The sequence below is a fragment of the Mycolicibacterium flavescens genome, from assembly GCF_001722335.1.
Lineage (GTDB): Bacteria > Actinomycetota > Actinomycetes > Mycobacteriales > Mycobacteriaceae > Mycobacterium > Mycobacterium flavescens.
Window position 1 is genome coordinate 312,472 of record NZ_MIHA01000004.1, and the last position, 13,489, is coordinate 325,960.

11 protein-coding genes and 2 tRNA genes are annotated in these 13,489 nt (G+C 68.3%); 3 read left to right on the forward strand and 10 right to left on the reverse strand.

All coding sequences use genetic code 11. The features are described from left to right. The first annotated feature begins 112 nt into the window (after positions 1–112). A complete protein-coding gene (locus tag BHQ18_RS07690) occupies positions 113–1,417 on the forward strand; it encodes a nucleotide disphospho-sugar-binding domain-containing protein (protein ID WP_069412988.1) in 1,305 nt (434 codons plus the stop codon). A 129-nt stretch (positions 1,418–1,546) separates the two neighbouring features. Here the strand turns inward: BHQ18_RS07690 and clpX are convergent, their stop codons facing one another. From clpX to BHQ18_RS07715, 5 genes are all read right to left on the reverse strand, one after another. Further along, entirely contained in the window at positions 1,547–2,827 is a 1,281-nt protein-coding gene (gene clpX, locus BHQ18_RS07695) for an ATP-dependent Clp protease ATP-binding subunit ClpX (protein WP_069412989.1), read from the reverse strand. A gap of 413 nt (positions 2,828–3,240) precedes the next feature. Continuing rightward, entirely contained in the window at positions 3,241–3,888 is a 648-nt protein-coding gene (locus tag BHQ18_RS07700; RefSeq protein WP_069412990.1) for an ATP-dependent Clp protease proteolytic subunit, read from the reverse strand. Then, positions 3,885–4,547, reverse strand: coding sequence for an ATP-dependent Clp protease proteolytic subunit (locus tag BHQ18_RS07705; protein ID WP_264010234.1), 663 nt, complete (start codon positions 4,545–4,547; stop codon positions 3,885–3,887). The genes BHQ18_RS07700 and BHQ18_RS07705 overlap by 4 nt, the downstream gene beginning before the upstream one ends. Before the next feature lie 58 nt (positions 4,548–4,605). Further along, on the reverse strand, positions 4,606–6,045 hold the full coding sequence (gene tig / locus BHQ18_RS07710; protein ID WP_069413049.1) for a trigger factor: 1,440 nt from the start codon (positions 6,043–6,045) through the stop codon (positions 4,606–4,608). A gap of 40 nt (positions 6,046–6,085) precedes the next feature. Continuing rightward, a tRNA-Pro gene (locus BHQ18_RS07715) sits at positions 6,086–6,159 on the reverse strand. Between the two features lie 120 nt (positions 6,160–6,279). On the opposite strand from BHQ18_RS07715, the gene BHQ18_RS07720 reads away from it, so the two are divergent. Continuing rightward, positions 6,280–6,353: transfer RNA gene (locus tag BHQ18_RS07720), tRNA-Gly, on the forward strand. A 52-nt stretch (positions 6,354–6,405) separates the two neighbouring features. Here BHQ18_RS07720 and BHQ18_RS07725 read toward each other — a convergent pair. Then, complete coding sequence (locus BHQ18_RS07725) at positions 6,406–8,775, reverse strand: S15 peptidase family protein (protein WP_069412992.1); 2,370 nt, start codon at positions 8,773–8,775, stop codon at positions 6,406–6,408. Between the two features lie 166 nt (positions 8,776–8,941). On the opposite strand from BHQ18_RS07725, the gene BHQ18_RS07730 reads away from it, so the two are divergent. Continuing rightward, positions 8,942–9,700: a hypothetical protein gene (locus BHQ18_RS07730; RefSeq protein WP_069412993.1), complete on the forward strand. Its 759-nt coding sequence runs from the start codon at positions 8,942–8,944 to the stop codon at positions 9,698–9,700. Between the two features lie 94 nt (positions 9,701–9,794). On the opposite strand, the gene BHQ18_RS07735 is transcribed toward BHQ18_RS07730, so the two are convergent. Genes BHQ18_RS07735 through BHQ18_RS07750 form a run of 4 tightly spaced genes read right to left on the reverse strand, consistent with a single transcriptional unit; the run spans position 9,795 to position 13,479 of the window. Further along, positions 9,795–11,483 carry a cation:proton antiporter gene (locus tag BHQ18_RS07735; protein WP_069412994.1) on the reverse strand — a complete coding sequence of 563 codons (1,689 nt, stop codon included), beginning with the start codon at positions 11,481–11,483 and terminating at the stop codon, positions 9,795–9,797. Positions 11,484–11,523: 40 nt separating this feature from the next. Beyond that, entirely contained in the window at positions 11,524–12,318 is a 795-nt protein-coding gene (locus BHQ18_RS07740; protein WP_069412995.1) for an Fpg/Nei family DNA glycosylase, read from the reverse strand. A 2-nt stretch (positions 12,319–12,320) separates the two neighbouring features. Next, positions 12,321–12,794 carry a ribose-5-phosphate isomerase gene (locus BHQ18_RS07745; RefSeq protein WP_069413050.1) on the reverse strand — a complete coding sequence of 158 codons (474 nt, stop codon included), beginning with the start codon at positions 12,792–12,794 and terminating at the stop codon, positions 12,321–12,323. Between the two features lie 46 nt (positions 12,795–12,840). After that, positions 12,841–13,479, reverse strand: a complete 639-nt coding sequence (locus BHQ18_RS07750) for a mycothiol-dependent nitroreductase Rv2466c family protein (RefSeq protein WP_069412996.1) — start codon at positions 13,477–13,479, stop codon at positions 12,841–12,843. Between the last annotated feature and the right edge of the window lie 10 nt (positions 13,480–13,489).

Sequence of the window (13,489 nt, forward strand, 5' to 3'; positions counted from 1 at the left end):
GCGCAAGCGACACGTATCCCACAAGAAGCGACGTCGCTCCTCCCGGCGATCTCCACCGGATCTCCACACAACCTCCAAGCTTCGCCGGCACCGGCCGACGACCATCGCATCCATGCCAGAGATCCTCATCGCCTCGCTCTCCCCGATCGGCCACATCGGGCCGCTGTTGCACGTCGCGGAAGGGCTTGTCGCGCGTGGTGATCGCGTCACCGTCCTGACATCCGCCGACCACGCCGACCGGGTTCGCGCCACCGGCGCCACCGCGGTCGCGGTCCCGGCGCAGGCCGATTTCGACATGACCCGGCTGGACCTCGATCTTCCTGGGCGCGTGGACACTTCGGGGATCAAGCGGGTGAACTTCGACATCGTGCGGCTGTTCTTGCAGCCGATGCCGCACCAGACCCGCGCGCTGGCCGCGTTGTTCTCGCAGACCAAGTACGACGCGGTACTCGCCGACGCCGGGTTCTTCGGCACCCTGCCGTTTCTGCTCGGCGACCGCCGCGCGCGGCCGCCGATCCTGATGTATTCGACCACCCCGCTGATGATCAGCAGCCGCGACACCGCCCCGTTCGGGCTGGGCGCGGGGCCGTCGTGCTCGCGGGCGGGGCGGCTGCGCAACCGCCTGCTGACCGCGTTCTCGCAGAAGGTTCTGATGCGCGAATCGCAGAAGGTCGCCAACCTGCTGCTCGACGAACTCAACAGCCGACCGCTGCCGACCTTTCTGTTCGACGCGGCGCTTCTTGCCGACCGGCTCATCGCCCCGACGGTGCCCCAATTCGATTACCCGCGAAGTGATCTGCCCGCCAACGTGCGCTACGTCGGCGCGGTACACCTGAGTGCGTCGACCGGTTTCCGGGCGCCGTTGTGGTGGCCGCGGCTCGACGACGACCGCCCCGTCGTCCATGTCACGCAGGGCACGATCGACAACGCCGACCCGAGCCGACTGCTGGAGCCGACGATCGCGGCGCTCGACGAGGAGGACGTCACCGTGGTGGCCACCACCGGCGGACGGCCGACGTCGCAGCTGGGATGCCGAATCCCCACGAATACGTATGTCGCGGAATATGTTCCGCACGACATGCTGCTGCCGAAAGTCGACGTCATGGTGACCAACGGCGGCTTCGGGGCGGTGCAGCGGGCGTTGGCCGCGGGGGTACCGCTGGTCGTCGCGGGCAACACCGAGGACAAGCCGGAGGTGGCCGCCCGGGTCGCGTGGGCCGGGGCCGGCGTCGACCTGAAGACCGGAACACCCACCGCGGGTGCGGTGCGCGCCGCGGTGCGCGAGGTGATCAACAACGAGCGGTATCGGCGCGGTGCACGGGCCCTGGAGACCGCGTTCGCGCAGCGCGACGGCGTCGCGGAGATCGCCGCCCTGATCGACGAAGTGATCTACGAGGACCGGGCGGTGGCGCGGTGAGCGGCTGCGCCGATCCGTTCGGCCGCCCACCCGTCCCGGTCGAACCCAGCGGGACCACCCGCGGATGCCGCGCCGAGATCGCCGCCACCGCGAGCTCGCAGGTGTGGCGCAGGTTTCGTCGCGGAAAGCCTAAGCGCTCTTGTCGCGGCGCTCGGGACGCGACGGCTTGCGCGGCACGATGGTCGGCAGCACGTTGTCCTCGACGGTCTCCTTGGTGACGACCACCTTGGCGACGTCGTCGCGGCTCGGGATGTCGTACATCACCGGCAGCAGGACTTCCTCCATGATGGCGCGCAGGCCGCGGGCACCCGTGCCGCGGTGGATCGCCTGGTCGGCGATGGCCTCGAGCGCATCGCCGGTGAACTCGAGCTCCACCCCGTCCATCTCGAAGAGCCGGGTGTACTGCTTGACCAAGGCGTTCTTCGGCTTGGACAGGATCTGCACCAGCGAATCCTTGTCCAGGTTGGTCACCGAGGCGACGACCGGCAGGCGGCCGATGAACTCGGGGATCAGACCGAACTTGATCAGGTCCTCGGGCATCACCTCGGCGAAGTGGTCCTGGGTGTCGATCTCGGCCTTGGAGTGCACCTCGGCGCCGAAACCCAGCCCGCGCTTGCCGACGCGGTCGGAGACGATCTTCTCCAGCCCGGCGAACGCGCCCGCCACGATGAACAGCACGTTGGTGGTGTCGATCTGGATGAACTCCTGGTGCGGATGCTTGCGGCCGCCCTGCGGAGGAACCGAGGCCTGCGTGCCCTCGAGGATCTTCAGCAGCGCCTGCTGCACGCCCTCACCGGACACGTCGCGGGTGATCGACGGGTTCTCGCTCTTGCGGGCGATCTTGTCGACCTCGTCGATGTAGATGATCCCGGTCTCGGCGCGCTTGACGTCGTAGTCGGCGGCCTGGATCAGCTTGAGCAGGATGTTCTCGACGTCTTCACCGACGTAACCGGCTTCGGTCAGCGCGGTGGCGTCGGCGATCGCGAACGGCACGTTGAGCATCTTGGCCAGCGTCTGCGCGAGGTAGGTCTTACCGCACCCGGTCGGGCCGAGCATCAGGATGTTGGACTTGGCCAGCTCGACGGGCTCGGAGCGCGAGTCGCGGCTCTTCTCCCCCGCCTGGATGCGCTTGTAGTGGTTGTAGACGGCGACGGCCAGCGTGCGCTTGGCGGTGTCCTGACCGATGACGTAGCCCTCGAGGAAATCGCGGATCTCAGCCGGCTTGGGCAACTCGTCGAGCTTGACGTCGTCGGCGTCGGCGAGTTCCTCTTCGATGATCTCGTTGCACAGGTCGATGCACTCGTCGCAGATGTACACGCCGGGGCCGGCAATGAGCTTCTTGACCTGCTTCTGACTCTTCCCGCAGAACGAGCACTTCAGCAGGTCACCGCCGTCTCCAATGCGCGCCATGGTGGTGAGGTCCCTACTTCCTGTCGAAGTCGTCCTTGCTCAAGCTTGTGGGGATCAAGCTTGCGGGCCGTTTCGGGCTTGAAACCGACGCTACCCGTTGGCTCCGGCGCGAGGCGACCGATAGAGCCGAATCGCGTCGGTGGTATTCAGATTGTTCGCGCAAACATATCGTCTGGCCACCCCGGTTCCCTTCGCCACGCACCGGCGTGTCGTCGCCGTTACCCAACCGAGAGAGCGGCCCGAACCGGACCGGGTGGCCGCGTCGCATGTTCGCTGACCCCACGATACCGGGCGCGCAGCGTGCCTTCGCGATTCGTTCGCTGCGCGCTGAGCGGTGACCGATGCTCGCCGGTCGGACAGGAAATCCTTGCTGCGCACCGAGATTTCTGGCTCTTCGGTGGCCGGAGGACCGGTCAGGCCGTCTGCGCGGACAGCTTCCGGTACTCGAGCACCGTGTCGATCACGCCGTACTCCTTGGCCTCCTCGGCCGTCAGGATCTTGTCGCGGTCGGTGTCCTTGCGGATCTGCTCCTGCGTCTTGCCGGTGTGACGCGCCAGCGTGTCTTCCATCAGCGTGCGCATCCGCTCGATCTCCCTGGCCTGGATCTCCAGATCGGAGAACTGGCCCTGGATGACGCCGGACAGCGCGGGCTGGTGGATCAGCACACGGGCGTTCGGCAGGGCCATCCGCTTGCCGGGGGTGCCGGCGGCCAGCAGGACCGCCGCGGCCGACGCGGCCTGACCGAGGCACACCGTCTGGATGTCGGCGCGCACGTACTGCATGGTGTCGTAGATCGCCATCAGGCTGGTGAACGAGCCGCCCGGCGAGTTGATGTACATGGTGATGTCGCGGTCGGGATCCAGCGACTCCAGCACCAGCAACTGGGCCATCACGTCGTTGGCCGACGCGTCGTCGACCTGCACGCCGAGGAAGATGATGCGTTCCTCGAACAGCTTGTTGTACGGGTTGGACTCTTTGACACCGAAGCTCGAGTGCTCGATGAACGACGGCAGGATGTAGCGGGCCTGCGGCTGCAGACGAGGGTCCGTGTGATCGGTCATTTGTCTAGTCCTGCTCCTGGTCCTGAACCGTTGATGCTGGCGCTGGTGATGATGTGGTCGACGAAGCCGTACTCGAGGGCCTCCTGCGCGGTGAACCAGCGGTCGCGGTCGGAGTCGGCTTCGATCCGCTCGATGGGCTGCCCGGTGAACTCGGCGTTCAGCCGGAACATCTCCTTCTTGATGACCGCGAACTGCTCGGCCTGGATCGCGATGTCGGCCGCGCCACCGGTGATGCCGCCGAGCGGCTGGTGCATCAGGATGCGGGCGTGCGGCAGCGCGTAGCGCTTGCCCTTGGTGCCGGCCGCGAGCAGGAACTCACCCATCGAGGCGGCCATGCCCATGGCGTAGGTGGCGACGTCGCACGGGGCGAGCACCATCGTGTCGTAGATAGCCATGCCCGCGCTGATCGATCCGCCCGGCGAGTTGATGTAAAGGTGGATGTCCTTGGTGGGATCCTCGGCCGACAGCAGCAGAATCTGCGCGCAGAGCCGGTTGGCGATGTCGTCATCGACCTGTGAGCCCAGGAAGATGATCCGCTCCGCCAGCAACCGCTCGTAGACCGAGTCGACCAGGTTGAGGCCTTGCGAGGCGCCACGCATGTGGGTCACGACTGGATACCTGCTTTCTTCAAGAGCTTGATACTCACCGACACTAACCAACGAGCCGCGCCGAGCACTCCCCAGACGGGGCGCGTTCGCTCACAGCTTCACTTGACGGTTACTTGGCGTCGGCTGATTCCTGGGCGTCCTCGGCGGGCGCCTCGTCGGTGTCCCCGCCCTCGGCGGCGTCGTCGGCGGCGTCGTCAGCGCTGTCTTCGGTCGGCTCGGTCTGCTCGCCGCCCCGGCCGAAGAACTCGGAGGTGTCGACGACGTTGCCTTCGGAGTCGGTGACCGTGGCGCCCTCGACGACGACGGCGACCGCCAGGCCGCGCCGCACGTCGGCGAACAGGGCGGGCAGCTGGTTGTTCTGCTGCAGCGCCTGCAGCAGCTGCTGGGGCTGCATGCCGTACTGCTGCGACATCAGCACCAGGCGCTCGGTCAGGTCGTTCTGGCCGACCTGGACGTCGAGCTTGTCGGCGATCGCGTCGACGAGCAGCTGGGTCTTGATCGCCTTCTCGGCGTTGGTGCGGTTGTCGGTGTCGAACTGCTCGCGGCTGCTGCCCTGGGCCTCGAGCACCTCGGCGAAGCGGGCCTCGTCGTGGTCGAGGCTGTGGATCGCGTTGTGCAGCGTGTCGTCGATCTGGGCCTGCACCACCTTCTCGGGCAGCGGCACGTCGACCTGCTCGAGCAGCGTCTCGAGGGCCTTGTCGCGGATCTGCTCGGCCTGCTGCACCCGCTTGGTCCGGCGGACCTGCTCGGCGAGGGACTCCTTGAGTTCGTCGATGGTGTCGAATTCGCTTGCCAGCTGGGCGAAGTCGTCGTCGGGCTCGGGCAGCTCGCGTTCCTTGACCGACTTGACGGTCACCGTCACCTCGGCCTCCTGGCCGGCCTGCTCGCCGGCGGCCAGCTTGGTGGTGAACACCTTGGTCTCGCCCTCTTTGAGGCCGACGATCGCGTCGTCGAGGCCCTCGACGAGCTGACCGGAACCGACCTCGTGGGACAGGCCCTCGGTGGCGGCCTCGGGCAGATCCTTGCCGTCGACGGTGGCCGACAGGTCGATGGAGACGAAGTCACCGTTCTGCGCGGCGCGGTCGACGCCCTTGAGGGTGCCGAAGCGGGCGCGCAGCGTCTGCAGTTCGGCGTCGACCTCCTCGTCGGTCACCTCGATCGCGTCGACGGTGATCTTGAGCTCGGACAGCTCGGGCAGCTCGATCTCGGGGCGGATGTCGACCTCGGCGGTGAAGGTCAGATCCTCGCCGTACTCCTTCTTGGTGATCTCGATCTCGGGCTGGCCCAGCGGCTGGACCTCCGAGGTCGTGACGGCCTCGCTGTAGCGGCCGGGCACGGCCTCGCTGACCACCTGGTCGAGCATCGCCTCGCGGCCGAAGCGGGCCTCGAGCAGCTTGCGGGGCGCCTTGCCCGGGCGGAAGCCGGGCAGCCGGACCTGCTTGGCCAGCGCCTTGAAGGCGCGGTCGAAGTCGGGTTCGAGCTCAGTGAAGGGCACCTCCACGTTGATGCGAACCCTCGTCGGGCTCAACTTCTCGACGGTGCTCTTCACGATCTTGCTCCTCAGGTTCATCGGTGGGTCGGCAGTGCAGTCGGGGTGACAGGATTTGAACCTGCGGCCTTCCGCTCCCAAAGCGGATGCGCTACCAAGCTGCGCTACACCCCGTCTCTGTGGCCGCTCCGGAAAACACGGAACGACCACGCGAGATACTACGGGCTGGACACGCGAAGCTTTTAATTGGATTTACTTCCGGTCCCGCCGGTACCATCTGCTGTTGCTGCACACGCGGGCGTAGCTCAATGGTAGAGCCCTAGTCTTCCAAACTAGCTACGCGGGTTCGATTCCCGTCGCCCGCTCCACACGACGCGTCGCGCCCGGCCGATTTCCCGGCCGGGCGCCTCGTTTTCGGTGTCAGGCGGCGGTCGTGATCTGCACCGTCGTCCCCGGCGCCGACACCACCGCGGCGTCGGCCGTCGGCACCGAAACCTCGATCCCCTCGATGTTGAGCACACCCACCGACGGCAGGATCCGCTCGTAGGTCCCCGCGCTCGACACCAGCTGCAGCGTGATGGACTCCCCCGGCCGCAGCGTGTGCGCCACCGGTTCCAACGACACGGTGACCGAATGACTCTTTCCGTCGAGCGTGACCGGGATCGGGGTGATCAGGCTGCCCAGCACCAACCCGGTCGTGTTGTCGACCAGCTGCGCGTAGACGTGGCGGCTGGTCCCGACGCCCGAATAGGTCAGCGTGACTTCGGGCGCGCCCACCACGTACGTCGTCTCCGTGGCCTTCGGCAGCGCGACGTTGACCGCGTTGAACGCCTTCAGCGCGAACGGCACGAACGGAAACCCGGAACCGCCGACGTACGGGATCAGCGGCAGCGTGGCCGCCCCGCGCGTCGCCACGATCGGTGTCCCCTTCCTGACCGGGTACTCGTCGGAGGAGAACCACTGCCCGCGCTGATCCACCCACTCGAACTGCGGACCCGTCGGCGCGCCCGGGACGCCCTTGACGTAGCGGTCGAGCCACTGCAGCGTCCGCTGCTCGATCACCTGCCCGTCCCGCATGTCGAAGAAGTTGTTCGCGCACACCCCGTGCCCGCCGCAGAACCACACCACCTTGGTCGGCACCCCGTTGTCCATCAGGATCTGCGCGATGGCGTCGGTCTCCTGCGCGGAGAAGATGGTGTCGACGGTGCCCTGGATCAACAGCGTCGGCACCGTGATGTCGCCGATCACCGGGTTGCGTGAGGTCAGCAGATCCTCGTCGGCGGGCAGCATCATCCCGGTCAGCCCGCCGTAGATCGCCGCGGGCAGAATCCGCGGGTTCGTGCGGGCCAACGTCAGCGCCAGCACACCGGTCAGCAGGGTGGCCCAGCTGGTCTTGAACGCCTTCGCCTTGTACAGCGAGGTGTTGAAGCTGTGGTAGGCGATCGTCGGCACGATCGCGTCGACCCGGGTGTCGTTGGCCGCGGTGACCAATTGAATGCCGCCGCCGTAGGACACGCCGGTCATCCCGAGCCGCGGATCACCGGGCGCGTCGAGCAGCACCTCGGGTTGGGTGGCGACCCAGTTGATGATCGCGGTCATGTCGCGGCCCTCGAACTCGGCGGCGTTGAGTTCGAGTCGGCCCCCCGAGTTCCACTCACCGCGCGGGTCCCAGGTGACGACGTTGTAGCCGGCATGGCGCAGCGTCCCGACGCTGATCATCCCGAAGGTGTCGACCAGGATGTCGTCGAGGACCGTGCCGTCGATGTTGGTCGCGCCGGGCAGCCCGAGGCCGGGCCCGTTGAGGACCGTCGGCGCCGTCTCGCCCGGCGCAAGCCCGCGCGCCGGCATGAAGTGGACGTAGATCGCTGTGCCGTCGGCCGAGATGACCTTGACGTCGCGCGGCGCGGGCGAGCCCGGCCGCAGCGGGTAGCCGATGAACGGGTGCAGCGCGTCCCCGAGGACCGGTATCTGGTGGATCGCGGCGACCAGCGGCGTGACGAACACCGGGCCGATCACCGGGATGTGTTGCAGAAACTCCAGCGGCGGCGTCTGCGGGATCGCGATCACCGGTGCGGCCGTGGCTTCGATCTGCGCGGTGTTCTGCGCCGCGGGTTGGTCGGATTCCGGTGCGGGGTCGGCCAGTTCGCGTCGCGCCGCGGCGGCCATCGTCCACGCCGCCGCCGACTCCATCGGCGAGGGCGTGTCCCCTTCCGTGGAGCCGAACAGCGTGTTCACCGCGTGGGCCACGGCGACCGTCGCACTCTCCACCGGGTCCGGGGCCTGCTGCTCGGACGCTTCGGGCTGCGGGTCGACGGCGGCGATCGTCACGACGGGCGCGTCCTGGGCGGGTGGAGTGGACACCTGCGTGAGGTCGCGGGGCGGGTCGGCGAGCGCCGCTTCGGGTTCCGGGTCGTCGCGTTCGACGCGGGTGGCATTCACGGTCGCGGTGGCGCGCGGCGACGGGTCACGTTCGGAGATGCGCGTTTTGTTGGGCCGCTTCTTCTTCGGCGCTTCGGCCTCGTCGGTCACCGATTTGTCCGAATCGTCTGTGTCGGTGGCTTTTTCGGTCTCTGCCGAATCGGTTTCGTCGTCCTTCGGCTCCGGCTCACGGGATTTCGGCTCCGACGAGGTGTCCGGCGACGAGTCGCTCGACGTGTCGGCGTCGGCTGCGGTCGACGTGCCCGTGTCGGTGCCCGCGTCGACGGGGTCCGCCGATGCGACGCCGTAGCCGGACACGACCGCCGAGCCGATGCCCAGAGCGACCGCCAATCCCCCGATCCGATAGGACATCAGACGCCTTTCTGTTCGGCCGCGAACAGGCTCACTGTATGAGCGCGGCGCGGCCGCGACGGCTGGTTTCGCCGAACCCGCGACACCTCCGCGCGGTCCGCTGTGGGCGTAATAGGCGCCCTGCCTGTCCCCTGGTCTGAGCTTTTTCTGTCGGTAGGCTGTGCGCATGAACGGCGTCCTGCTCGTCCTTGTCGTCTTGGTCATCGTCGCGCTCGGCGTCGTCATGTACGCGGCGCTGCGGGCCTCGGACCGCCGCAAGGCGGCCTCGCTGGAGGACGCCAAGGCCGACGCCCGCCGGGTCATCGAGCGCCTCGGCGGCCAGGTGATCAACCTCAGCGGTACCGACGAGGCCTCCAAGCAGGCGCTGGCCGACGCGTCCGAGCGCTACACCGCCGCCGGGTCGCAGATCGAGCAGGCCAACACCGCCAAGCAGGCGCTGCTGGCCAAGGAGAGCGCGCTGGAAGGGCTGTACTACGTGCGCGCCGCCCGCGTCGCGATGGGCATGGACCCCGGTCCCGAACTGGAGACGCTGGCCGGTCAACGCTCGGCGGGCACAGTCACCGAGGACCGCAAGGTCGAGTTCGAGGGCCGCGAGATCGAGGCATCGCCTGCGCCCTCGGAGCGCACCCCGAACTACTACCCCGGCGGGCAGGTGGCCGGTCGCCCGGTGCCGGCCGGCTGGTACTCCGAGCCGTGGTGGAAGCCCGCCCTGGTCGCCGGCGCGTGGGGCCTGGGTTCGGTGCTGCTGTTCGACGCGCTGTTCTCCGGCATGCACGGCAGCGGCTACGAGCAGGGCTTCGCGCAAGGCTATGACCAGGGCTTCGACCAGGGCCAGGGCGGCGACTTCGGTGGCGACGCCGGCGGCTGGGACGGCGGCGGAAGCGACTGGGGCGGCGGCGACTTCGGCGACTTCGGCGGCTTCTGAGCGCCCACTTTTCCACCGCGAGCAGACGCAAAGTGCCCTATTTTCACGGGTTTTGGGGGCAATTTGCGTCTGCTCGCCAGGATTAGAGCCGGGCTCAGAGCCGGCTTTCCAGGCGCGCGGACACCCCCGCCTCCTGCAGGTCGAGTCGCTCGAGCATGGCGCGCACCGCTTCGTCCTCGATGCGGCCGGCGTCGCGTTCGGCGATCAACGCGGCGCGCTGACTGGCCAGCACGTCGCGGTACAGCGCCGAGAACACCTCCGAACGCTTGGTGTGCGCCTCGGGATCGGGCATCTCGCCGGCGTCGTGTGAGTGCCGCGCGATGATCGCCTCGATCTCGGCGACCACCAGCGGGTTGAGGTTCTCCGGCGGGTCGGCGCGGAACTGTGCGAGCACCTGGTCCGCCGCGTCGTGCACCACCCGCTCGGCCTTGAGCTCCTCGGCGCGGTCGGCGGCGTGGTCGTCGGAGAACCGCGAAAGATGCAGTCGCCGAATGAGAACCGGCAGGGTCCAGCCCTGGATCAGCAGGGTGCCGACGCTGACCACGAACGCGATCGCCTGGATGGTGGCGCGTTCGGGGAACGGCTCGCCGGTGACCGTCGTCGCCGGGATCGCGGCGGCCGCCGCCAGCGTCACCACCCCCCGCATCCCCGTCCACGACACCACCACGTTCTCCCGCCACGACAACGACCGCCGGTCGATGCGCGAACTCCACTTGCCCGGTGCCCTGTTTCGCCGCTTGGTGCCCAGCGCGCCGCGGCCGCTCTCGGGGACCGGCACGCTCAACTTGTTCTCCACCGCCGCAGACAACTTGTTGCGCCCGAAGATCGCGAACACCGACAGCGGCCGGATCACCAGCACGATCAACAACACCACCAGAGAGGCGATCGCGACCTCGCCGAGCGACTCGTGCGCCTCGCGCAGATCCTCGAGCACGAAACGCAGATGCAGCCCGATGTAGGCGAATACGAACGCTTCGAGCAGCACGTCCACCGAGTTCCACACATACCGTTCCTGCAGCCGGGTCTGGTATCCGGCGCCGAGCGTGCCGTTGCCGACCACGAAACCCGCCACCACCACGGCCAACACCCCGGAGGCGTGCAGTTCCTCGGCGGTGATGAACGCCGCGAACGGCACCACCAGACCCTGCACGGTCTCCAACCCGGGATTGGCCAGGCGCCGGCGGATCCACAGCGTGCTGTAGCCGAGCGCGGCCCCGACGATCGGCCCGACCAGGGCGCTGTAACCGAACAGCAGGAACGGGTTCTCGATGAACGTGTGCCCACCGGCGACATGGACCACCGCGATCGAGAACAGCGTCAGCGCCGCCGCGTCGTTGATCAGGCTCTCGCCGGTCAGGATCGCCATCACCCGCTTGGGCAGCCCCAGTTTGCGCCCGACCGCCACCGCGGTCACCGCGTCGGGCGGGGCGACGATCGCGCCGAGCACCAGCGCCGTCGCGAACGTCAACGGCACGATCACCAACCACGCCGACACCGCGGCCACCGCGAACGCGGTCACCACCACCAGACCCACGCCGAGGCCGAGGATCGGGCGGATGTTGCGCAGGAACGTCGGGAACGAGAAGTTCAGCGCAGCCGAGTACAGCAGCGGCGGCAGCACGACCGTGAGCAGGATGTGCGAGTCCAGTTCCGGCGGTTCGAAATCCGGCAGGAACGACACCAGGCCGCCGATGACGACGATGATCAGCGCGGGTTCGAGGCCGCGCCGGTGCGCGACGGCCGTGACCAGGATCGCGCCCACGACGACGAGAATCAGTTCCATCCGCCGATTGTCACCGGTGACGGCGGAATGTTCATGTCGACTAGGTCTGTTCGGCCGGACACCAGAACAGGTTGCGCCCCTCCATCACCTCGGTGCGGATCTCGGTGCCGCACACCCGGCAGGGCTCACCGGCGCGGCGGTACACGTAGGTGCGGGGACGGCCCGGCGCGTACGACGGCGGGCCGTGGTCGTCTTCGCGGCGGATCGTGTGGATCTTGCCGCGCCGCAACCCGATTGCCATCAGCGCGACGAGGTCGGTCCACATCGCGTCGAACTCATCCTCCTCGACACGCACTCCGGGCCGGTGCGGGTCGATGTGGTGGCGGTACAGCAGCTCGCTGCGGTAGACGTTGCCGACCCCGGCGATCACCGACTGATCCATCAGCAGGGCGCCGATCGGCCTGCGGGACTTGCGGATTCGTGCCCACGCCAGCGACGGGTCGGCGTCGCGCCGCAGCGGGTCGGGGCCGAGCCTGCCGATCACGTCGCCGATCTCGGGTTCGGCAAGCACCTCGCAGACCGTCGGGCCGCGCAGATCGGTGCCGTACTCGGTGCCGATCATCCGCATCCGAACCTGCCCGACCGGCAGCGGCATCGGCAGCGGCAGTTCGGTGAACGTGCCGTAGAGCCCGAGATGGACGTGCACCACGCGACCACCCTCGTAGTGGTGGAACAGGTGCTTACCCCACGCGGTGGCCTTCTTGAACACCCGGCCGTTGACCGCGGCGGCGCCGTCGACGAAGCGGCCCTGCGGGCTGGACACCATCACCGGGGCGCGCGCGAACCGCCGCTGGTGCAGCCGCGCCAACCGGTGCAGCGTATGGCCCTCGGGCATGGCTAGGCGCCAGGTACGGGGGGCGCGACGTGGGTGCGTTCGTACTCGGCGAGGATGTCGATGCGGCGCTGGTGCCGGTCGGCCTGCGACCACGGGGTGGCCAGGAACGCGTCGACGATCGCGATCGCCTCCTCGACGCTGTGCATGCGCCCGCCGATTCCGATCAGCTGCGCGTTGTTGTGTTCGCGGGCCAGCTTCGCGGTCTCCACGCTCCACGCCAGCGCGCACCGCGCGCCCGGCACCTTGTTGGCCGCGATCTGCTCGCCGTTGCCCGAACCGCCCAGCACGATGCCCAGGCTGCCCGGGTCGGCGACCGTCTTCTCGGCCGCGGCGATGCAGAACGCCGGGTAGTCGTCGTCGGGGTCGTTGACGAAGGCCCCGCAGTCGACGGGTTCGTGGCCGGCACCGCGCAGGTGCTCGATGAGGGCCTGTTTGAGGTCGAAGCCGGCGTGGTCGGCTCCCAGGTAGACGCGCATGGCGGTCATTGTGGCAGACGCCGCCGCGCGCCCCCGTCGGCTTGAGTCAGTCGAACTGTGGCGACTCGGTGCGGCTGCGCTTGAGTTCCCAGAAGTGCGGGTACGACGCGAACGTCACCGACGCGTCCCACAGCTTGCCGGCCTCTTCGCCGCGCGGGATCTTCGACAGCACCGGGCCGAAGAACGCGACCCCGTTGACGTGGATTGTCGGGGTGCCGACGTCCTCACCGACGGCGTCCATACCCTCGTGGTGGCTGGCGCGCAGCGCGTCGTCGTACTTGTCGGTGCCCGCTGCTTCGGCGAGTTCGGCGGGAAGACCCACCTCGGCCAGCGACTCCTTGATCACCTGGTCGAAGTCTTCGATGCCCTGGTTGTGGATGCGGGTGCCCATGGCGGTGTAGAGCGGTTCGAGGACCTCGCGGCCCTTGGCCTGTTCGGCGGCGATCGCCACGCGCACGGGGCCCCACGCCTTCTTCATCGCCTCCCGGTACTCCTCGGGCAGCTCGCGGCCCTCGTTGAGCACCGCCAGGCTCATCACCCGGAAGTTGACCTCGATGTCGCGGACCTTCTGCACCTCGAGGATCCAGCGGGAGGTGATCCAGCACCAGGGGCAGAGCGGGTCGAACCAGAAACCGGCGACCGAAGCCGGGCCGCCGGCGACATCAGATTCAGACTTCTCGGGCATTGCGGATCCT

Excerpts from the sequence above, each read along its gene's own strand:
- BHQ18_RS07730 (WP_069412993.1), top strand. The coding sequence starts at position 8,942 with ATGAACGGCGTCCTGCTCGTCCTTGTCGTCTTGGTCATCGTCGCGCTC.
- BHQ18_RS07735 (WP_069412994.1), bottom strand. The coding sequence starts at position 11,483 with ATGGAACTGATTCTCGTCGTCGTGGGCGCGATCCTGGTCACGGCCGTC.
- BHQ18_RS07700 (WP_069412990.1), bottom strand. The coding sequence starts at position 3,888 with ATGACCGATCACACGGACCCTCGTCTGCAGCCGCAGGCCCGCTACATC.
- BHQ18_RS07725 (WP_069412992.1), bottom strand. The coding sequence starts at position 8,775 with ATGTCCTATCGGATCGGGGGATTGGCGGTCGCTCTGGGCATCGGCTCG.
- BHQ18_RS07690 (WP_069412988.1), top strand. The coding sequence starts at position 113 with ATGCCAGAGATCCTCATCGCCTCGCTCTCCCCGATCGGCCACATCGGG.
- BHQ18_RS07750 (WP_069412996.1), bottom strand. The coding sequence starts at position 13,479 with ATGCCCGAGAAGTCTGAATCTGATGTCGCCGGCGGCCCGGCTTCGGTC.
- BHQ18_RS07745 (WP_069413050.1), bottom strand. The coding sequence starts at position 12,794 with ATGCGCGTCTACCTGGGAGCCGACCACGCCGGCTTCGACCTCAAACAG.
- BHQ18_RS07740 (WP_069412995.1), bottom strand. The coding sequence starts at position 12,318 with ATGCCCGAGGGCCATACGCTGCACCGGTTGGCGCGGCTGCACCAGCGG.
- clpX (WP_069412989.1), bottom strand. The coding sequence starts at position 2,827 with ATGGCGCGCATTGGAGACGGCGGTGACCTGCTGAAGTGCTCGTTCTGC.